The sequence below is a fragment of the Pseudomonas sp. LBUM1674 genome (assembly GCF_059695635.1).
In genome coordinates, this window is record NZ_CP166779.1 from 5,462,105 (window position 1) to 5,480,150 (window position 18,046).

At 59.3% G+C, this 18,046-nt stretch carries 20 protein-coding genes and 1 tRNA gene; 4 read left to right on the forward strand and 17 right to left on the reverse strand.

Going from position 1 to position 18,046, the window contains the following annotated elements; all coding sequences use genetic code 11:
• Positions 1–11: 11 nt before the first annotated feature.
• From ACA067_RS25025 to ACA067_RS25055, 7 genes are all read right to left on the reverse strand, one after another.
• Positions 12–938, reverse strand: a complete 927-nt coding sequence (locus ACA067_RS25025; RefSeq protein ID WP_497458961.1) for a LysR substrate-binding domain-containing protein — start codon at positions 936–938, stop codon at positions 12–14.
• Between the two features lie 123 nt (positions 939–1,061).
• Positions 1,062–1,406: a hypothetical protein gene (locus ACA067_RS25030; RefSeq protein ID WP_497458962.1), complete on the reverse strand. Its 345-nt coding sequence runs from the start codon at positions 1,404–1,406 to the stop codon at positions 1,062–1,064.
• Between the two features lie 175 nt (positions 1,407–1,581).
• Positions 1,582–1,914 carry a type II toxin-antitoxin system HicB family antitoxin gene (locus tag ACA067_RS25035; RefSeq protein WP_497458963.1) on the reverse strand — a complete coding sequence of 111 codons (333 nt, stop codon included), beginning with the start codon at positions 1,912–1,914 and terminating at the stop codon, positions 1,582–1,584.
• The gene (locus tag ACA067_RS25040; RefSeq protein WP_497458964.1) at positions 1,911–2,165 is read right to left on the reverse strand and encodes a type II toxin-antitoxin system HicA family toxin; all 255 of its coding nucleotides are present in this window, start codon (positions 2,163–2,165) and stop codon (positions 1,911–1,913) included. The genes ACA067_RS25035 and ACA067_RS25040 overlap by 4 nt, the downstream gene beginning before the upstream one ends.
• 251 nt (positions 2,166–2,416) lie before the next feature.
• A complete protein-coding gene (locus tag ACA067_RS25045; protein ID WP_497458965.1) occupies positions 2,417–2,854 on the reverse strand; it encodes a P1 family peptidase in 438 nt (145 codons plus the stop codon).
• 344 nt (positions 2,855–3,198) lie between these two features.
• On the reverse strand, positions 3,199–3,750 hold the full coding sequence (locus tag ACA067_RS25050; protein WP_497458966.1) for a GNAT family N-acetyltransferase: 552 nt from the start codon (positions 3,748–3,750) through the stop codon (positions 3,199–3,201).
• Positions 3,722–4,027 carry a type II toxin-antitoxin system TacA family antitoxin gene (locus tag ACA067_RS25055; RefSeq protein WP_497458967.1) on the reverse strand — a complete coding sequence of 102 codons (306 nt, stop codon included), beginning with the start codon at positions 4,025–4,027 and terminating at the stop codon, positions 3,722–3,724. The genes ACA067_RS25050 and ACA067_RS25055 overlap by 29 nt, the downstream gene beginning before the upstream one ends.
• A 383-nt stretch (positions 4,028–4,410) precedes the next feature.
• Here ACA067_RS25055 and ACA067_RS25060 point away from each other — a divergent pair, with 383 nt between their 5' ends.
• Positions 4,411–6,441, forward strand: a complete 2,031-nt coding sequence (locus tag ACA067_RS25060; RefSeq protein ID WP_497458968.1) for an acyltransferase family protein — start codon at positions 4,411–4,413, stop codon at positions 6,439–6,441.
• A 186-nt stretch (positions 6,442–6,627) separates the two neighbouring features.
• Here the strand turns inward: ACA067_RS25060 and ACA067_RS25065 are convergent.
• The 5 genes from ACA067_RS25065 to dapA all read right to left on the reverse strand — a co-directional run bounded on the left by ACA067_RS25065 (position 6,628) and on the right by dapA (position 10,321).
• Positions 6,628–6,717: transfer RNA gene (locus ACA067_RS25065), tRNA-Ser, on the reverse strand.
• Positions 6,718–6,800: 83 nt separating this feature from the next.
• A complete protein-coding gene (gene purC, locus ACA067_RS25070; protein WP_150745894.1) occupies positions 6,801–7,514 on the reverse strand; it encodes a phosphoribosylaminoimidazolesuccinocarboxamide synthase in 714 nt (237 codons plus the stop codon).
• Between the two features lie 28 nt (positions 7,515–7,542).
• Positions 7,543–8,301: an MBL fold metallo-hydrolase gene (locus ACA067_RS25075; RefSeq protein WP_128871998.1), complete on the reverse strand. Its 759-nt coding sequence runs from the start codon at positions 8,299–8,301 to the stop codon at positions 7,543–7,545.
• Positions 8,302–8,306: 5 nt separating this feature from the next.
• Positions 8,307–9,425: an NlpB/DapX family lipoprotein gene (gene bamC / locus ACA067_RS25080; protein WP_497458969.1), complete on the reverse strand. Its 1,119-nt coding sequence runs from the start codon at positions 9,423–9,425 to the stop codon at positions 8,307–8,309.
• Positions 9,426–9,442: 17 nt separating this feature from the next.
• Positions 9,443–10,321, reverse strand: coding sequence for a 4-hydroxy-tetrahydrodipicolinate synthase (gene dapA / locus ACA067_RS25085; RefSeq protein ID WP_307327623.1), 879 nt, complete (start codon positions 10,319–10,321; stop codon positions 9,443–9,445).
• Between the two features lie 327 nt (positions 10,322–10,648).
• Here dapA and ACA067_RS25090 point away from each other — a divergent pair, with 327 nt between their 5' ends.
• Both ACA067_RS25090 and ACA067_RS25095 read left to right on the forward strand, forming a co-directional pair.
• Complete coding sequence (locus ACA067_RS25090; RefSeq protein WP_019692529.1) at positions 10,649–11,209, forward strand: glycine cleavage system transcriptional repressor; 561 nt, start codon at positions 10,649–10,651, stop codon at positions 11,207–11,209.
• A 10-nt stretch (positions 11,210–11,219) separates the two neighbouring features.
• Positions 11,220–11,693: a peroxiredoxin gene (locus tag ACA067_RS25095; RefSeq protein ID WP_497458970.1), complete on the forward strand. Its 474-nt coding sequence runs from the start codon at positions 11,220–11,222 to the stop codon at positions 11,691–11,693.
• Between the two features lie 142 nt (positions 11,694–11,835).
• Here ACA067_RS25095 and ACA067_RS25100 read toward each other — a convergent pair whose 3' ends face one another.
• Complete coding sequence (locus ACA067_RS25100) at positions 11,836–12,906, reverse strand: AI-2E family transporter (protein ID WP_497458971.1); 1,071 nt, start codon at positions 12,904–12,906, stop codon at positions 11,836–11,838.
• A 32-nt stretch (positions 12,907–12,938) separates the two neighbouring features.
• The gene (locus ACA067_RS25105; RefSeq protein ID WP_497458972.1) at positions 12,939–13,178 is read right to left on the reverse strand and encodes a sulfurtransferase TusA family protein; all 240 of its coding nucleotides are present in this window, start codon (positions 13,176–13,178) and stop codon (positions 12,939–12,941) included.
• 97 nt (positions 13,179–13,275) lie between these two features.
• Between ACA067_RS25105 and ACA067_RS25110 the strand changes: the two genes are divergently transcribed.
• On the forward strand, positions 13,276–14,709 hold the full coding sequence (locus ACA067_RS25110) for a M48 family metalloprotease (protein WP_497458973.1): 1,434 nt from the start codon (positions 13,276–13,278) through the stop codon (positions 14,707–14,709).
• 127 nt (positions 14,710–14,836) lie between these two features.
• On the opposite strand, the gene ACA067_RS25115 is transcribed toward ACA067_RS25110, so the two are convergent.
• The 3 genes from ACA067_RS25115 to ACA067_RS25125 all read right to left on the reverse strand — a co-directional run bounded on the left by ACA067_RS25115 (position 14,837) and on the right by ACA067_RS25125 (position 18,030).
• Entirely contained in the window at positions 14,837–16,264 is a 1,428-nt protein-coding gene (locus tag ACA067_RS25115) for a DegQ family serine endoprotease (protein WP_497458974.1), read from the reverse strand.
• Between the two features lie 207 nt (positions 16,265–16,471).
• Positions 16,472–17,434 carry a MucB/RseB C-terminal domain-containing protein gene (locus ACA067_RS25120; protein ID WP_497458975.1) on the reverse strand — a complete coding sequence of 321 codons (963 nt, stop codon included), beginning with the start codon at positions 17,432–17,434 and terminating at the stop codon, positions 16,472–16,474.
• Positions 17,435–17,442: 8 nt separating this feature from the next.
• Positions 17,443–18,030 (reverse strand): sigma-E factor negative regulatory protein, encoded by a 588-nt coding sequence (locus tag ACA067_RS25125; protein WP_497458976.1) that lies wholly within the window; start codon positions 18,028–18,030, stop codon positions 17,443–17,445.
• Between the last annotated feature and the right edge of the window lie 16 nt (positions 18,031–18,046).

Consider the following 18,046-nt stretch of genomic DNA (forward strand, 5'->3'; position numbering starts at 1 on the left):
TGCCGCCCTGCTCACTCGGGCAGCGGCAACACCGCGCGCTCACTCATGAACGCCTCCAGCCGCGACCGCAACCAGCGCTCGGCCGGATCGGTATCGACATGGCTGAGCCAGACCATCGACAGGTCCAGCGTCGGCGTCTGGAACGGAAACGGTTCCCTGAACAGCACCCCGGACGCAGCCATCGCTTCGGCGGTGTAATCCGGCAGGCTGGCGATCAGGTCAGTCCCGGCAAGCAAGGCTGGCAAAGAACTGTATTGCGGCACCGAGAGCACTACATGGCGCGTCCGGCCAATCTCCGCCAGCCACTCATCGGCATAACCGCTGACATTGGCGGTATGGGACACCAGCACGTGGGGGCGCGAGCAATATTCATCGAGGGTCAGCGGCGTATCGCAAGCGTCGGCGCGCAACACGTTGGGCTGGATATGCCGAAGCAACTTGCGCTTGGCATTGGCCGGCAGCCCGCGGGTCTGGCTGATGCCGACGGTGATATCGCCGGACGCCAGCAAATCCGGAATCCGCCAGTAATCGACATGCTGCACCACGAACACCACCTTCGGCGCTTCCTGGCGCAAGGCAAGGAGCAACGGCGGCAGCAGGCCAAACTCGACATCGTCCGACAGTCCGATACGGAAGGTCATGGAGCTGCTGGCAGGGTCGAAATCATGGGTCTGGCTCAAGGCCACCGACAACGAATCCAGCGCCGGCGACAGGTGCCGAATGATCTCCTCGGCCCGCGCCGTCGGCTCCATGCGATGGCCGACGCGAATGAACAGCGGATCGTTGAACATCACGCGCAAACGGTTGAGGGCCGAGCTGATGGTCGGCTGACCGAGAAACAGCTTCTCCGCCACGCGCGTGACATTGCGTTCGAGCATCAGGGTCTCGAACACCACCATCAGGTTGATATCGGCCTTTCGTAATTCGTTACGATTCATCCACTGATCCCGATCCCTGTGTCTGCCGACAGTTTAGGTAGGTGTCGCAATCGGCGTCTATGCGCAGAGGTGAGTAGCCTGATGCAGTTTGCGTTTAATTTCCGAAAGCTGCCTGAGGTCGGTTCACTGATTTTTCTGTTGAGACGAATCGTCAGCCGGCAGGATCGGAGGTATTTCCGGCGTCAGCGGCGCATCTTCCTCAGGCGTTGTTTGAGGTTGAGCCGCTACCGTGGGGATTACTGGATCCGGGAAAGGCAGGAAAAGTCGTGCAATCCATCCGACCAGTGACAGAAGCCCGAAGGTAGCGAAGCCGAAGATCAGCCCGACAACCAGAATGCTCAGGGGATGAATTTGCGCTGCGTCGGGGCTTTCCAGCATGTAGCGAGAAGCCTGGACAGCGACGTACACGCAGGCCGCCACGGCTGCCAGCAGCTTTACAACCAACCAAAGCCGTCGCCATCTGTTCATGCACTCCCCCGAAGCCGGTGATTGGCACTGTGTTGCAGGATAGCTAATGAGCGGGACAGTCACCGACTTCGCACTGCTTCGCTATGTGCTCGACTCTTCGGTTATGTGGGAACACTGCTTTTTTCTGTACGGATCACCGGTCGCGCCTGGTGCGCCGCCCTATGTCAGGCCTTGGTCAGGCATGCGCCTCACGATCAAGAACGTCAGCTACCCACTGATTGATACTTTTGCGAGCTAACTGAGCTTTTACCGCGACGGTAGCGTGGAGCGCTGGCGCCAAACGCAGACTGAGATTGCCCGAATAAGGTTTCTGCGGTGTGCGGCCGAGCTTGGCACACGTATCCAGATAATCAGTGACGGCCTCTGCAAAGGCTTCTCGAAGCTCCCGTACTGACTCGCCATGAAAGCCAACGATATCCTTGATACCCGCAATACGGCCGACAAACAAACCGTCTTCGTCGCTGTATTCAATTCGGGCGGCATAGCCTTGATAGTTCATTACGTTCATGGGGTGACTCCTGCTTGTTCGAGGAAAGCCCGCGCATCACGAACCTGGTAGGGCTTTGCTTCTTTGTCTGGGTGGGGCCGGTGAAAGGTAGCAACCACACCGTTCAGTTCGAAGCGTACCCGCGACCCATTGCCTTCAATGGTCTTGGCGCCAGCCGCGCCAAAAAGCGACTCGATACGCGCCCATTCCAGCGTGGCGGGTGTCGGCCTTGCGAACACCGCTTTGAGAGTATCGTGTTGCTTGCTATTCATGGTATTAAATCATGATACCAGTTAGGGGGTAAACAGCCGCGGATCACACCGCCGATGCATGAAGAGAATCATCCAACACAGACTTGAAAAAAACGCCGCGTACCCAAAAGTTGGGAAGCGGCGTTTTTTGGAATCACCGCACAACCGAAAATCGAAAAACTTCCGGTGAGCATCTAATAGCCTGGTGTTCCGAGGCGGCCTCCAAGTGTGGTTGAGAGTGCAGCTAAAAATGCCCTGAACGAAACGCCACATCATCGATCAGCCTGTGCCAATGCAACATTGACCTGACTGTCCGGCCAGGGGGTGGCGGCATACACGCCGCGAGCAATCGCGCGAGTCAGGGTATCTGCGGCCAGGGCGCCAATCTCTAGTACAGCAAGTTCGCGGCTGCCGTGCACCTCACGTTGCCCGGTCGACAGCGCGAACACCAAGTCGCCATCGAACGGGCTGTGCACCGGGCGAATTGCGCGCGCCATGCCGTCCTGAGCCATGATGGCCACTCGCTTCAACTCCACTCGTGTCAGCGCCAGATCAGTGGCGATGCAGGCCAGCGTAGTGGCACCCGACAAATCGGCTGGAGAGAGGACACCAATGGCATCCGTCAGGCATGTCGGCGACTGCAGGAGGGTCCTGCGGCTGGTGGATAAAGGTGCGCTGAGCGAACCCGGTTTAGCTTCCGTGTCATGCATAGTGATCGTCCTTGCTGGAGAGCAGCATGCCAAGTGATTGGCGTCGACAATCACGTCATCGCAATCGCAAAGCAGCGGCCATGTGGGGCAGAGTAAAACCGATGCTGCGTCTACCCCTCTACTGCTTTCCTGTAACGACTCACTACTTCAAGGGTGTTGCATTGCGTCTTTACGTTTTCCAGGACCTTTTCTCTGACCCCGGCGCGGAGGAGCTAGATGCGCTGATGCGCTCTGCACGCAAAGAGGCCGGGGAATTTTCTGAGGGAGGGTGCGACGGAGGTGCTGTTTCCTGCGGTACCGCCGAACTTGTATCTGGCTATGGGCTGGATAGGGACATCCATTAGCTACTCGGGCGAGTCGACAATCGCCCGCAGGATCGGCTCGATGCTGATGAGCATGGGAACTCCTCCCCTGACATCCGGCCCGCTCAGGGATTGAAAACCCAAGGACTCATAATACGAAACTGCATTCGGCGCCGCGTCCAGATACAAGCCCCTGATAGGCACCTCGTTGTGAACCTTGGCCGCCTGAATGAATGTATGTCTCAGGATTTCCTGTCCAATTCCAAGCCCCTGATATCGACGGTCCACGCCAAACATCACCATCCGCACCACGGGCAGTTGAGACGGCAGGTTCGATTTTTTGATGGCGGATTTCGCTAGCATCCTGCCAATATGCCCCAGTGTGAGCGTACCAAAGCCAACGACTTCGCTTGCCGGATTAATCGCACCAATACCCCGGATGTTTTCGCTCTTCAAGGCACGCTTCAAACTGCTTTTGTAGTACTCGTCCATCATGGCAAGCCCACAATCGAAATCTTTCAGATAAAGGTAAGTCTCAAGACGGGCCTGCAAATGGTTGTCGATTTCATAAGCCGGAATCGCTTTTGTCCTCATGCTTCCCTCTCATCAGGTTCAGTAGTCCAGGCGTTGGAGTTGTATCCTCGTTGAGAATCTCCAAGGCTCGGGCATACGCTTGCTCCGACATTTCGATCCGCCGATGTTTTTCCATCACCTCCTCCGCCTTCTCAAAGGCAGACGAAATAATGAAAGAAGTCATATCCAGCCCAGAAATGGCTGCGGCCTTGCGGATGAACTCCTTGGCGACGTCCGTGGTTTTGAGTTCAAGCCGAGCGTTTTTTGGTGCTTTGAGTATTTCGTTGATTTCTAGCATGGGGTGTACCCGCTTTCAGAGAGAATATTTTCCCTTACTGGTGTCATTTTGTTGCATCCCAGTCCCGAAGCGTGGGTAAGCATGGGTTCAGCCTCACTCCGGATCAGAGAATCTCATTTGCAATGTACGGATACTAGACGTACGAACAAACGAGAGTCAATTACCATCCGTACAATAACCGTACGCTTTCCTCCAAGTGGTTCAACCGTTACAAATTCTCAATATATCGATTTGATTGGCTAACCAAATTTGGCGTTCAATCCGGATCGCTGGCGTGATCGTTGCGTCGCCTGCATCGTTGCCAGGCTCACCCCCGCGACCGTGTGCGTACTCGCTCACTCAAGACATAGCTTTCGCTCACGACCGCTTGAGGTACTTCGCCGATGCATCGACCCGCCAGCGGTTACATCCCTGCCATCGACGGCCTGCGGGCGATCGCGGTGATGGCTGTCCTGATCTACCACGCCGATTACCTGTCGCTGCTCCCGGGCGGCTTCACTGGCGTGGATATGTTCTTCGTGATCTCCGGCTTTGTGATCAGCCAGTCACTGTCCGAGCGACGCGACCTGGGCTTCGTCGATTACCTGCTCGGGTTCTACCGGCGGCGCCTGCTGCGCCTGTTGCCCGCGCTGTTGGTGGTGCTGATCGCGAGCTTTGTGCTCTCGGCGATGCTGCTGCCCCAGGTCTGGCTCAGTGAGCAAAACAACAACACCGGGATGGCCGCATTTCTCGGTCTGAGCAACTTCGTGCTGGCCTGGAACACCGATACCTATTTCGCGCCCGGCGCTAATCTGAACCCGTATCTGCACACTTGGTCGCTGGGCGTCGAAGAGCAGTTCTACCTGATATTCCCCGTCATCTGGTTCCTGTGGCTGCGCCATCGCCAGCGGGTGCCGCTGTTGTGGGCTTTGCTGCCAGCGCTGGCCCTGGCCTCGCTGGTCGTCGGTGTGGTGCAGACTGGCAGCGATCCGCTGGCCGCGTTCTACTTGCTGCCCTCACGATTCTGGGAACTGGCTTCTGGAGCGTTGTTGTACCAGGTGCTGCAACGGCGCCCGGCGCAAGCACCCTCTGACCGCTGCTTGACGCTCATGCTGTCAGTCGGCTTCGCCCTGGTCCTGCTTGGCTTCATGCAGGCCGATACCAAAGGATTCCCGCTGCCCTGGGCACTGACTACGGTGGCCGGCACGCTGCTGATGATTACCGCCGTGGTGCTGCCCGGCAGCTCCGCACCGTCAGTCGCGCATTGGCTGCTGCAATCGCGCGGGGCGACCTACCTGGGGCGCCTGTCCTACTCGCTGTATTTGTGGCACTGGCCGGTCGCGGTGTTCATCCGCTGGACCGTCGGCTTCGAGCTGCTATTGGTGCAGTGGGCCTACCCTCTGCTGGTCCTGGCACTGGCGGCGGCCTCCTACCACTGGGTTGAAACCCCGATTCGCACGGGTAAGTCGATTGTGCAGCGCCGCACCTGGGCGACCGCCGCTGCCTGCTTCGTTGCCGTCGGCCTATCCCTGTTGGGCGCGCGTTGGATTGCAGAGAATCCAGACCGAATCTCCATCAGCCGCACCGCCGATACCTACACCTGGATGGCCTATCGACATCAACCGCGCGAACCGCTACCGACGATAGAAGGGCCGCCGCTGGCCGGGCGTCAGATCTTCGTGCTAGGCGATTCGCACACTGCCGCATATCGCACGCTGCTCAAGCTGGCCTCCCTGCAACTGGGTGTCGAGGTTATCGAGCACGAGCGCGGCGGTTGCGGCGTCGTGCGCTTGATCGGTGGCGATCCACCGGCGTGTGCACAGAGCCGGGAGGCGGCATTGCAAGCGATCGAAGCCAGCGCCAAACCCGGCGACATCGTCCTGCTCGCTTCTTTGCGGATGCCGGAGCTGGCCGGACGCGACTGGGCGGGCGACCCGCAAGCGGCCTGGGCCGAAGCGCTCGCCGAGCTCAATGCCGATTCACGTGCCGAAGCCATGGCATCGGCCCACGCGGTGCTGATGCGGTTGCAGGCTGCCGGCCTGCAGGTGGTGATCGATGCGCCCAAGCCGCTGTTCAGGGCCCCGGCCAATCGTTGCTCCGACTGGTTCAATCGCATGAACCCGGTCTGTGCGCCGGGCCTGAGCGCCACGCGTGAGCAGCTGGAGACCCTTCGCGTGCAGCAGATGCAACAGCTGCGGGAACTGCAGCGCGACTACCTCAACCTGACTGTCTGGGACCCATTTGCGCTGCTATGTCCCGGACCGATCTGCTCAGCGTTCGACCGCGACGGCCAGCCGCTTTATTTCGATGCCGACCACCTGAGCGGGCATGGCAATCGGGTGCTGTTCCCCGACTTCATCCGTGTGTTGCTGCAGGTGTGGGGGCAGGCTGAGGAGGTTGCCGATAGTCGCAGTCCGGTGTCAGAGGAAGGATAGGTGTCCATCGAGTGACAACCACAAAGGCTCGCTGTTCGCGGCGATTTGACACAATCGCTCCCGCTACCGCGTCAGCTCGGTTCACCTTCCTGATAAGCGCCCAGAAGCTGTAAACCTTATTCAGGACGAGACAGCAGAAACGAAAAAGCCCCGTAACTTTTCAGCTACGGGGCTTTTTCTATGTAATGGCGGAGAGATAGGGATTCGAACCCTAGGTACCGGTGAAGGTACAACGGATTTCGAATCCGTCCCATTCGGCCACTCTGGCATCTCTCCAACGGCGCGCATCATAACAACACTTTCGCAGGAAGCGAACCCCCTAAGCGAAATATTTCTGTGCTTTCAGATGCTTGCGTCGATTAAAGCGGCACACCCAGACGATTGGCAACTTCTTCGTAAGCTTCGATGACATCACCGAGGCCCTGGCGGAAGCGGTCCTTGTCCATTTTCTTGCCGGTGGCCTTGTCCCACAGGCGGCAGCCGTCCGGGCTGAATTCGTCGCCCAGGACGATGGAGCCGTCGGAGAACACGCCGAATTCGAGTTTGAAGTCGACCAGCAGCAGGCCGGCGTCGTCGAACAGTTTGTTCAGGACTTCGTTGACCTTGAGCGACAGTTCTTTCATGCGAACCAGTTGCTCGGCGGTGCCCCAACCGAAGGCCACGACGTGGGATTCGTTGATGAACGGGTCGCCCTTGGCGTCGTCTTTCAGGAACAGTTCGAAGGTGTAAGGGTTGAGCTTCATGCCTTCTTCGACGCCCAGGCGCTTGACCAGGCTGCCGGCGGCGTAGTTACGCACGACGCACTCGACCGGGATCATGTCGAGTTTTTTCACCAGGCATTCGTTGTCGCCCAGCAGTTTGTCGAATTGGGTCGGCACGCCGGCTGCTTCGAGTTTCTGCATGATGAAGGCGTTGAACTTGTTGTTCACCATGCCTTTGCGGTCGAGCTGCTCGATGCGCTTGCCGTCGAACGCCGAAGTGTCGTTGCGAAACAGCAGGATCAAGCGGTCAGCGTCGTCGGTCTTGTAAACCGATTTGGCTTTGCCGCGGTAGAGTTCTTCACGTTTTTCCATGATGGGCTCCGCTTGCTAAGTAGGTGGGCTAGGCGATGTGTCGCCAGTCGAGCCCTGAATCTTGATCGGCCAGTTGCAGCCAGTCCGGGTCGCACCCGAGGGTGTCGACAAAACATTGCCGGGCCAGCTGCGGCAGGTTGTTCTTGCTGCTCAGATGGGCCAGGACCAGGTGTTGCAGGCCTTGCCAGCCCAACTCGGACACCAGGAATGCCGCCTGGTGGTTGTTCAAATGTCCCAGTTCGCCGCCCACCCGCTGCTTGAGAAAGTACGGGTAGTGACCGCGAGCCAGCATGTCACGGCAATGGTTGGACTCGATCATCAATGCATCGAGATCCCGATAGCCGTCCAGCACCTTGTTGCAATACGAGCCCAGGTCGGTCAACAGGCCGAAGCGCCGTTCACCGTCACTGAAGACGTATTGCGTCGGCTCTTGCGCATCGTGGGCCACGGCAATGACACCGATGCTCAGGTTGCCGATCTGCAGTTGCTCGCCGCCCGCCAGAAGGCCGGCCGGTTCAATCGGTTTGCGCATCCCGCGCAGTGTGCCGCGACTGAGGTAGACAGGCAGATTGTAACGCCGAGACAGTAAACCCACGCCATGCACGTGGTCGGCATGTTCGTGGGTCACGAGTATCGCGCTCAGTTGCGCCGGGTTTACACCCAGGCGCAACAGGCGTTTTTCGGTTTCCCGCAGGGAGAAACCACAATCCACCAGCACGTACGTGTCAGCGCTGGCTATCAGCGTGCCGTTCCCTTGGCTACCGCTGCCGAGAACGGCAAAACGCATGTCGATCAGCCCAGGTTGTCCTGAATCACGCTCAACACTTTGCGCGCCACGTCAGCCGGCGCCACGGTGTTGATGTTTTTCTCGACGGTGACCTGGACGTTTTCGCCCACCTTGCTCAGGCGAACCTGATAACGCTCGGCACGGGCTTCGACGGCTTCCTTGTCCGGCGCGCTGCCAAACAGGCTGCTGAAGAAACCAGGCTTGTCGTCTGCCTTCTCGGCTTTTTCCGCCAGGTTGATGTAGTACAAGCCCAGGCTGCGGTTGATGTCTTCAACCCGCCATTCGCCCTGCTCCAACGCACGACCGACGCTCGACCAGGCACGATCCAGGTCCGTACCGACGTTCAGCACAGGGTTGCCGCTGCCGTCTTCGCTCAGGCTGACACGACTGGGTGTATCGAAATCACGGGAAGCCAGCATGGAGACCGAACCGCCCTTCTCCGACGTACGGCTCATGCTTGCGAGCATGTCGTCGACCAGTGCCGCGTCCAGGCCAGTGTTGACCGAACGGTTGGTGAAGGCCACGTCGGCGGTGCTGCCGGCAGGACGCTGGGCGCTGACCACATAGACTTCACTGGTATTGCGCTGTACGCCTGGCTCGATGCGGACCCGCACGCGGGTTTCGCCGTCAGCGCCGACACCGGCGGCGCTCAGGCGCTTGGCCATTGCGGCCGACAGTTCGTCGGAATGCTGCCAGGTGGTGGTGAATTCACCGGTTTGCGGGCGCTGTTCGTCCAGACGGAAACCATTGTCCTGGAAGAACTGCACGGCCACTGGCCAGACTTCGGCCGGTGGGCTCTGGGCCACGATCCAGCGTGTGTCACCGGTCTTCTGCAGCGAGTAGGCACCCGCGGCGTCGGCTCCGGCGGTCAGCGGTTGCGGACGCGGCACGACGTATTCGCCCTTGGCGGTGTCGTCAGCCACGTTGCGCGGGATCGGCAACAGTGGATCCAGACGTTTGGCGGTGTTGACGTCCGGCGGCAATTGCATCGGTGCAGTCTGTTGCGCTTCCAGGTAATCGCTGCCACGGTCACGGAAATAACCTTCCGGGCCCCAGACCCATCCACAGCCACTGGTGCTGGAGATAATCAAGGCAAGTGCGGAAAGTCCGGCCAATCGCTTCATGCGTAGTGCTTCCTCAATTAAACCAGGACGCCGGACTGGCGCATGGCCTGCCGCAGCGGTTCGTGACAGGCCGCGCTGAGCCAGGTGAGCGGCAGACGGATACCGTCCGGCATCAGGCCCATTTCATGCAGCGCCCATTTCACGGGGATAGGGTTGGATTCGATAAACAGGGTTTTATTGAGCGGCATCAGCTTTTCGTGGATCGCACGGGCCGTGACGGCATCGCCCTTCAGGGCGGCATTGCACATATCGGCCATGTCGCGCGGCGCGACGTTGGCGGTCACCGAGATGTTGCCTTTGCCGCCCAGCAGCATCAGCTCGACCGCAGTGGCGTCGTCGCCGGATACCACCAGGAAGTCTTTGCTGACGCCGTCGATGATGGCTTTGGCACGGGACAGGTCGCCGGTGGCTTCCTTGATGCCGATGATGTTCTTCACGGTCGACAGGCGGATCACGGTCTCGGCGAGCATGTCGCACGCCGTGCGGCCCGGCACGTTATACAGGATCTGCGGGATGTCGACGGCTTCGGCGATGGCCTTGAAGTGCTGGTACAGGCCTTCCTGGGTCGGCTTGTTGTAATACGGCGTCACCAGCAGGCAGGCATCGGCGCCGGCGATCTTCGCATTGGTGGTCAGCTCGATGGCTTCGCGAGTCGAGTTGGCGCCAGTCCCGGCGATCACCGGAATGCGCCCTGCAACCTGCTTCACCACGTAACGAATCACTTCGATGTGCTCGTTCACGTCAAGGGTGGCCGATTCACCTGTAGTGCCGACCGCCACGATGGCGTGGGTGCCGTTTTGCAGGTGAAAGTCCACCAGTTTGCTCAAGCTGTCCCAGTCGAGACGACCTTGTGCATCCATGGGTGTGACCAGTGCCACCATACTGCCCGCAATCATGCAACCGCTCCTGCCGGAAAAAGAGAGCGGTAATGGTACTGGCGCCAAGATGCTTGTACAAGCGAAGTACTGCGCTGCTGCCATTCCCCTTGGCGCTGCTTTTCGCTACCCTTCAGACTTTGATCGGTACTGATAAGCTCGCAAGCCAGGTTCCAGCCTTCATTTTCGGCATCACAAGCCCCGATCCAGCGTTGCCCCCCTTCGCTCTTGCCACTCTGGAGCAGGTTGCAACCTTCCGGCTCGGGTTTTCTGAATTCGCATCCGCAGGCTCGCCCCGGCAAAAAAGCCCATAAAAGTATCGACCGCTCATCGCTTTAGGAATGCTGCATGTCCACCCCCACAGTTCGCGAACAATTCCTTGTCATCAGTGCCCTCGGCGCCAACCCCATGGAGCTGACTAACGTCCTGTGCCGCGCCAGCCATGAAAACCGCTGCGCCGTGGTTACGTCTCGCCTGACCCGTCATGGCGAGTGCAGTGCGTTGGTCCTCGAGATCTCCGGCAGCTGGGACGCCTTGGCGCGCCTTGAAGGCAGCCTGTCGAGCCTCGCCAAGAAGCACGCCTTCACCGTCAATGTAGTGCGCAGCGCGGCGTTGGAGAATCGTCCCCAGGCCCTGCCGTACGTCGCTTATGTCAGCTCGGCTTACCGTTCGGACATCATCAACGAGCTGTGCCAGTTCTTCATGGACCACAACGTCGAGCTGGAAAACCTGACCTGCGACACCTATCAGGCACCCCAGACCGGCGGCACCATGCTCAATGCCACGTTTACCGTGACCTTGCCGGCCGGCGTGCAGATCAGCTGGCTGCGCGATCAGTTCCTGGATTTCGCCGACGCGCTGAACCTGGATGCCCTGATCGAACCGTGGCGCCCACAAAACCCAATGTAAGGAAGCTTTCATGGCCGTTGCCATCGACCAACCGGTTGCCGATTTCGAAGCACCCGCCACCAATGGGCAGACCATCAGCCTCGCCAACCTGAAAGGCAAGCAAGTAGTCATCTACTTCTATCCGAAGGACAGCACGCCAGGCTGCACCACCCAGGGCCAGGGTTTTCGCGATCAGCTTGACGCCTTTAAAGCGGCCAATACCGAAGTCTTCGGCGTGTCCCGCGACAGCCTGAAATCCCACGAGAACTTCAAGGCCAAGCAGGCGTTCACCTTCGAGCTGATCAGCGACAAGGAAGAAGCGCTGTGCCAGCTTTTTGATGTGATCAAGCTGAAGAAGCTGTATGGCAAGGAATATATGGGGGTTGATCGCAGCACGTTCCTGATTGATAAGGATGGGGTGCTGCGTCAGGAGTGGCGTGGGGTGAAGGTGCCGGGGCATGTGGATGCTGTTCTGGCGGCGGCTCAGGCACTAAACAAGGCCTGATTATTTGGCGTCCTTTCGGACGCCATCGCGAGCAAGCTCGCTCCCACAGTTGACCGAGCTGTCCAGACAGACGCGGTCCAATGTGGGAGCGAGCCTGCTCGCGATGAGGCCGTCAGCCTCACTGAAGAATCATGACTGACAGTTAAAGCAGCGGCGCCACCACCGGTTCCTTGCGCGGCCACGCATCCAGTACAGCCTTGAACAGCGTCGCCAGGGGAATCGCAAAGAACACCCCCCAAAATCCCCACAACCCGCCAAACAACAGCACCGCGCAGATGATTGCCACCGGGTGCAGGTTGACCGCCTCCGAGAACAACAGCGGCACCAGTACGTTGCCGTCCAGAACCTGGATAATGCCGTAGACCGCCATCAAATAGATGAACTGATCGCTCCAGCCCCACTGAAACAGCGCGATCAGCAGTACCGGCACGGTCACCACCACCGCTCCGACATAGGGCACCACCACCGACACCCCCACCAGTAGCGCCAGCAGCGCCGCGTAGTTGAGCCCCAGCACCACGAAACCGATGTAGGTCGCGCCGCCGCAAATGACGATCTCGATGCCTTTGCCGCGAATGTAGTTGGCGATCTGCCGGTTCATCTCGCGGGCGACGCGGGTGATCAGCGCCCGCTCGCGAGGCAGATAGCCGCGCACCCACTGGCCGATCATTTCCCGGTCCTTGAGAAAGAAAAACACCAGGATTGGCACCAGCACCAGGTAGATCATGATGTTGACCAGCAGCGGCAGACTCGACAGCGAGTACGTCAGCGCCCACTGGCCGAAATTGCCGATCTCGCCCCGCGCCACTTCGATGGCCCGCAGCACCTGCTCATCGGACACCAGATGCGGGTAACGCTCGGGCAGCAGCAATAACAGTGACTGCCACTTGGCGAGCATGCCGGGCAATTCGTTGAACAAGGTGATCAACTGATGCCAGAGCAATGGCACCACGACCACGATGAACACCAGCAGCAGCCCCATGAATAACGCAAAGACCAGCCCCACCGCCGCTCCGCCCGGCATGCGCAAGCGTTCGAGCGTCACCACCAGTCCTTGCATCAGATACGCCAGCACCATCCCGGCGAGTACCGGCGCGAGCATGCCACCGAGCGTCAGTACGGCGGTAAACGCCAGAAACAGCAGCACGGCAAGCACCACGGCTTCTTCGTCGGAAAAATAGCGCTGGATCCAGTCGCGTAACACCTTGAACATCAATAATCCCTTAGTAACGAACGCAGCAGGTTTCAGGCTTTTTTCAACCAGTAGCGGTAAATGCCCGCCTCATCTTCTTCGCGCAGCAGCGTATGACCGGCCAATCGGGCAAAGGTGCGAAAGTCGCGCTGCGAGCCTGCATCGGTGGCGATTACCTTGAGCACTGCGCCGCTGGCCATGCGATTGAGTTCAAGCTTGGCCTTGAGTAACGGCAACGGGCAATTGAGTCCGCTGGCGTCGAGTTCGGCGTCATGGGCTACAGCATCGGTCATTGCATCACTCCGGGTCAGGTGGTCGAGGGCTTAGAATATCTGGTCCGAAGCGTGGTGTCCGGCTACAGTAAGGTCTTTGTCGACTAAGGCTTTGTGCATGACTTTTTTGCGCCCTACCCTGCTGACGCTCGCTTGCCTGCTCGCCTCACCGGGCTTCGCCGACGACCTGCCGTCACTCGGCGACGCCAGTTCTGCCATCGTCTCGCCGCAACAGGAACACCAGTTGGGCCGGGCCTGGCTGGCGCTGTTGCGTAGCCAGGTTTCCCAGCTCAACGACCCACAGCTCAAGGACTACGTTGAATCCAGCGTCTACCGCCTGGTGGAGACCAGCCAGGTCAACGACCGGCGCCTGGAATTCATCCTGATCAACAGCCCGCAACTCAACGCCTTCGCAGCACCGGGGGGGATTGTCGGGGTCAACGGCGGTTTGTTCCTCAATGCCCAGACCGAAGGCGAATACGCCTCGGTACTGGCTCACGAACTGGCTCACTTGTCCCAGCGTCACTTTGCCCGTGGCGTCGAAGCCCAGCAGCGGATGCAGGTACCGATGATGGCCGCACTGCTGGCCGGGATCGTGATTGCCGCGGCCGGTGCCGGCGATGCCGGGATCGCCGCCATTGCCGGTACCCAGGCAGCGGCGATTCAGGAACAACGGCGCTTCTCGCGTCAGAACGAGCAGGAGGCCGACCGCATCGGCATTCTCAATCTTGAAAAGGCCGGTTACGACCCGCGCTCGATGCCGACCATGTTCGAGCGCTTGTCGCGCCAATACCGCTTCGACGCCAAGCCACCGGAATTCCTGCTGACTCACCCGGTGACCGAATCGCGGATTGCCGACACCCGCAACCGTGCCGAACAGGCCAAGCCGGGCGGTATCGAAGACACCATGCGCTATCAGCTGATTCGTGCACGGGTCCAGCTGATTTATGAAGAAACCCCGGGCCTGGGGGCCAAGCGTTTCCGTGCCCAGCTGGATGAAAACCCGAAAAACGATGTCGCGCGCTACGGCCTGGCGATCGCCCAGATCAAGGGCGGCCAACTGAACGAAGCTCGGGAAAACCTTGCATCGCTGCTCGCCAAGTCGCCAAACGAGATCATCTATAACCTGGCTCAGGTCGATCTGGATATCACCAACAATCGGCTGCCCGATGCTCAGTCCCGGGTGGACCGGATGCTGGCCCAGTATCCGGGCAACTATCCGCTGAATTCAGTGCGTGTTGACCTGCTGCTCAAGCAAAACCGTGCGCCCGAAGCGGAAAAAGCCCTGGAGAATCTGCTCAAGAGTCGTCCGGACGATCCGGACGTCTGGTACATGGTGGCCGAGACTCGTGGCCTGTCAGGCAACATCATCGGCCTGCACCAGGCCCGCGCCGAGTACTTCGCCCTGGTCGGCGACTACCGCCAGGCCATTCAGCAACTGGACTTCGCCAAGCGCAAGGCCGGCACCAACTTCCCGCTGTCGTCGCGGATCGACGCGCGGCAACGGGAGTTGATGGAACAGGAGCGCATGATCAAGGACATGATGGGCTGACGCTTTTGCGTACGCATAAAAAAACCGCCCTTTCGAGGCGGTTTTTTTATGCGGCCAACAACTGACGATGCCCTGCCCCTGTAGGAGCGAGCTCGCTCCTACAGTGCATTCATTTCCGGCAACCGGATTACTCGGCCAGTTTGAAGGTGATGAAGCTGGCTCGGCCTTGACGCAGAACCCGCATCGACACCGAGCGGTTCTTCGGCAGCGCCTTGGCGATGTCGGTGAACTCCTTGGTGGAACCAATCGCCTGATTGTTCAGGTGAGTGATCACATCGCCAGGCTGTAAGCCAATCAGGGCAGCAGGACCGTCCTGGACTTCCTTGATGACCACGCCGCCTTTGAGGTCGTAGGTTTTCTTCTGTTCATCGGTCAGCTCGGCCACGGAAACACCCAGGCGATTGCTGCTGCTCTCGACACTGGATTTTGGCAGGGCGTCCAGCTCTTTGCCTTCTTCAGGAATAGCCCCAACCGTCAGTGCGACGTTCTTGCGCTTGCCTTCGCGTATCACTTCCAGATCGGCTTTCGAGCCGGCCTTCAGCGCGCCGACCAGATGCGGCAGATCGGCGGACATGACGATCGGTTGACCGTTCATGCTCAGGATTACGTCACCGACTTGCAGACCACCCTTGGCAGCCGGGCCGTCATCCTGGATCTGAGCCACCAGCGCCCCGGCAGGCTTTTCAAGACCGAACGACTCGGCCAGGTCCTTGTTCACTTCCTGAATGACCACGCCCAACCAGCCACGACTGACCTTGCCGCCGCTTTTCAGCTGGTTGGAAACGTCCATCGCCACGTCGATCGGAATCGCGAACGACACGCCCATGAAGCCGCCGGAACGGGTGTAGATCTGCGAGTTGATCCCCACCACTTCGCCCGCCAGGTTGAACAGCGGACCACCGGAGTTACCCGGGTTGATCGGCACGTCGGTCTGGATGAACGGCACATAGTTTTCGTTCGGCAGGCTGCGACCGATGGCGCTGACGATGCCCTGGGTCACGGTGTGGTCGAAACCGAACGGCGAGCCGATCGCCACCACCCATTGGCCGGCCTTCAAGTCCTGGGATTTGCCGAGCTTCAGGACCGGCAGGTCCTTGCCTTCGATTTTCAGCAGGGCCACGTCGGAACGTGGATCGGTGCCGACCAGCTTGGCTTTCAATTCGCTGCGGTCTGCCAGGCGGACGAGGATTTCGTCGGCATCGGCAATCACATGGTTGTTGGTCAGGATGTAGCCGTCGGACGAGATGATGAAACCCGACCCCAGGGACTGGGCTTCACGCTGACGGTCACCCCGCGGCGTACGCGGTTGTGGCGGCATGCCGCGCTCGAAGAACTCGCGCAGCATCGGCGGCAAGCCCTCAAGATCGGGCATCTGCTGGTTCACTTTACGGTCCGGCAGTTTCTGCGTGGTACTGATGTTCACGACCGCCGGCGAGGCCTGCTCGACCAGCTGCGTAAAATCAGGCAGTTCGACCGCTTGCGCAGGAACAGCCTGACCAAGCACCAGTACGGTGGCAACAACGGAGAAATAAGACTTCAAACTGAGTATCGACATACAGCTCCCATTACGACGAGCAGGGTTAAGCGATATGGAGCAAGGAACACCGGTCACGACAGGCCGGCATTTTTGTTCCGGGAACAACAAACAAGGCCAGAGCCGAGATGCCCTGACCTATAAAAAATTTTCGGGATATTTGCAAATGAAAATGCTCAGCAAACATTTCGATGCCTCGCCGGCGAGGTGAAAATGGCTGAAATCAGCTCACTGCTTGCTGGTGGCAGCGCTATCGTTACGCATGGACAGCGCAATGCGTTCAGCGGTGCCAGCAGGAATTTCACCGACCACCGTGACCATCATTTCGCCCTCAGGGGTACTTAAGCGCCGGGATACAGCAACGGTTGGGCCCAACTGAACGCGAGTATCGGTGACGGCTGCGCCATTCAATGGCTCGAGGAATACCGAGAAACGGGCCAGACCATCGTCATACATCAGACTGCTGACCTGGATTTTGGTCTGCGGATCCTTGCGTGCGGTACTGCTGGTCAGCTCGAAACCGGGTGGCAACCAGTCCGAATGCCAGGCCTGGGCAACCTTGGCTGCAGAGGCCTTGTCGCTATCGAGGGCGATCGCCTTGCAGTCGTCGTCCGGCTGCAAGTCTCTGTCCGCCGGCACGTCGGTGGTATTAAGCTGCGTGAACTGGAATCGCTCCAGCAACTGCCCTTTGTCATTGAGCAGCAATGACTTGAGCGGCAGGCCGGTTTCTTTATCCAGATGCAGTTCGAACCCATAGCGATGCTGATCGCGCGGCGTCAGGGAAATGATCACTGCCGGACGCCCGGCCACACGCGACTTGCCAATGACGGCAAGGTCATACCAATTCTTGAGCTTTTTAGGATCGAGTGCACGAGCAGCGGAATTCGGGGCATCCCCGAGTCCTGCAATCAGGGTGCCGCCGACACATTGAGTATGCCCATCAATGCGTACGACTTCCTGGGCCGAGCCGTCGAGCTGGAGCAAACGCTCGCGGACCTTGCCATCCTGGACGCGGTGCCAGATGTTGTGGGTAGAAAAACTACCGTTACGCTCGTAGACGAAAGTACCGTGAAAGCTTTGCTGTTGCTCGGCCTGGCCCAGACGGGACAACCAGTCCTGGGCTTCATCGGCATGGGCTGGAACAACGAACCAGCCACTGAGCAGAAGCGTAAGTAGAGGTATGGAGCGCATGGTCCTCCTTAACGGTTTTCCAGACTTGCTGCACGAGCGTACGGCAACGCGCTTTCAGTACCTTTCAGTGCGGCCTGTTGGGCATGCTGGCGCAAGTAGCCTGGCAAACGCTGGTCGTGCCAGCCTGGCTGGCCTTGCAGTACGCCGTTGGCCATGGGACCGGTGGCATCCGAACTCTCACTATAGCCTGCCAATACAGCTGGACCCTTGATCTGAGGAGCGGCCAGACCCTGCTGAGTGGATTGCTGGGCCAGTTCGACACCGGCGATATCGTCCTGGTTGTACAGACGAACACCCGCCAATACCGCAACGGTGACCGAAGCAGCGACTGCCAGACGACCCAGGCTGCGCCATGGACCGCGGGAAGCTTTTGCCGGTACGGCTTCGTCAGCCAACGCAGCGGAAACTGCCGCGGCAATGTCCAGGCGTGGAAGCAGCAGATCCTTGTGCATCACTGCCCGAGCGATTTGATAACGAGCCCAGGTTTCACGGGTTTCAACATCGTCGAAGGCATTCAACACCCGACGCAATTCCAGTTCGTCCGCTTCGTTATCCATCACTGCGGACAGCGATTCCTGCAGGGCTTCACGACTCATGGCGTTCCTCTCTTGG

Bases quoted from the DNA above. Each gene is read 5' to 3' on its own strand.
- ACA067_RS25115 (WP_497458974.1), bottom strand. From the start codon at position 16,264: ATGTCGATACTCAGTTTGAAGTCTTATTTCTCCGTTGTTGCCACCGTA.
- ACA067_RS25075 (WP_128871998.1), bottom strand. From the start codon at position 8,301: ATGCGTTTTGCCGTTCTCGGCAGCGGTAGCCAAGGGAACGGCACGCTG.
- ACA067_RS25090 (WP_019692529.1), top strand. From the start codon at position 10,649: ATGTCCACCCCCACAGTTCGCGAACAATTCCTTGTCATCAGTGCCCTC.
- purC (WP_150745894.1), bottom strand. From the start codon at position 7,514: ATGGAAAAACGTGAAGAACTCTACCGCGGCAAAGCCAAATCGGTTTAC.
- bamC (WP_497458969.1), bottom strand. From the start codon at position 9,425: ATGAAGCGATTGGCCGGACTTTCCGCACTTGCCTTGATTATCTCCAGC.
- ACA067_RS25035 (WP_497458963.1), bottom strand. From the start codon at position 1,914: ATGAACGTAATGAACTATCAAGGCTATGCCGCCCGAATTGAATACAGC.
- ACA067_RS25030 (WP_497458962.1), bottom strand. From the start codon at position 1,406: ATGAACAGATGGCGACGGCTTTGGTTGGTTGTAAAGCTGCTGGCAGCC.
- dapA (WP_307327623.1), bottom strand. From the start codon at position 10,321: ATGATTGCGGGCAGTATGGTGGCACTGGTCACACCCATGGATGCACAA.
- ACA067_RS25040 (WP_497458964.1), bottom strand. From the start codon at position 2,165: ATGAATAGCAAGCAACACGATACTCTCAAAGCGGTGTTCGCAAGGCCG.
- ACA067_RS25110 (WP_497458973.1), top strand. From the start codon at position 13,276: ATGACTTTTTTGCGCCCTACCCTGCTGACGCTCGCTTGCCTGCTCGCC.
- ACA067_RS25120 (WP_497458975.1), bottom strand. From the start codon at position 17,434: ATGCGCTCCATACCTCTACTTACGCTTCTGCTCAGTGGCTGGTTCGTT.
- ACA067_RS25060 (WP_497458968.1), top strand. From the start codon at position 4,411: ATGCATCGACCCGCCAGCGGTTACATCCCTGCCATCGACGGCCTGCGG.
- ACA067_RS25125 (WP_497458976.1), bottom strand. From the start codon at position 18,030: ATGAGTCGTGAAGCCCTGCAGGAATCGCTGTCCGCAGTGATGGATAAC.
- ACA067_RS25025 (WP_497458961.1), bottom strand. From the start codon at position 938: ATGAATCGTAACGAATTACGAAAGGCCGATATCAACCTGATGGTGGTG.
- ACA067_RS25050 (WP_497458966.1), bottom strand. From the start codon at position 3,750: ATGAGGACAAAAGCGATTCCGGCTTATGAAATCGACAACCATTTGCAG.
- ACA067_RS25045 (WP_497458965.1), bottom strand. From the start codon at position 2,854: ATGCATGACACGGAAGCTAAACCGGGTTCGCTCAGCGCACCTTTATCC.
- ACA067_RS25055 (WP_497458967.1), bottom strand. From the start codon at position 4,027: ATGCTAGAAATCAACGAAATACTCAAAGCACCAAAAAACGCTCGGCTT.
- ACA067_RS25100 (WP_497458971.1), bottom strand. From the start codon at position 12,906: ATGTTCAAGGTGTTACGCGACTGGATCCAGCGCTATTTTTCCGACGAA.
- ACA067_RS25095 (WP_497458970.1), top strand. From the start codon at position 11,220: ATGGCCGTTGCCATCGACCAACCGGTTGCCGATTTCGAAGCACCCGCC.
- ACA067_RS25105 (WP_497458972.1), bottom strand. From the start codon at position 13,178: ATGACCGATGCTGTAGCCCATGACGCCGAACTCGACGCCAGCGGACTC.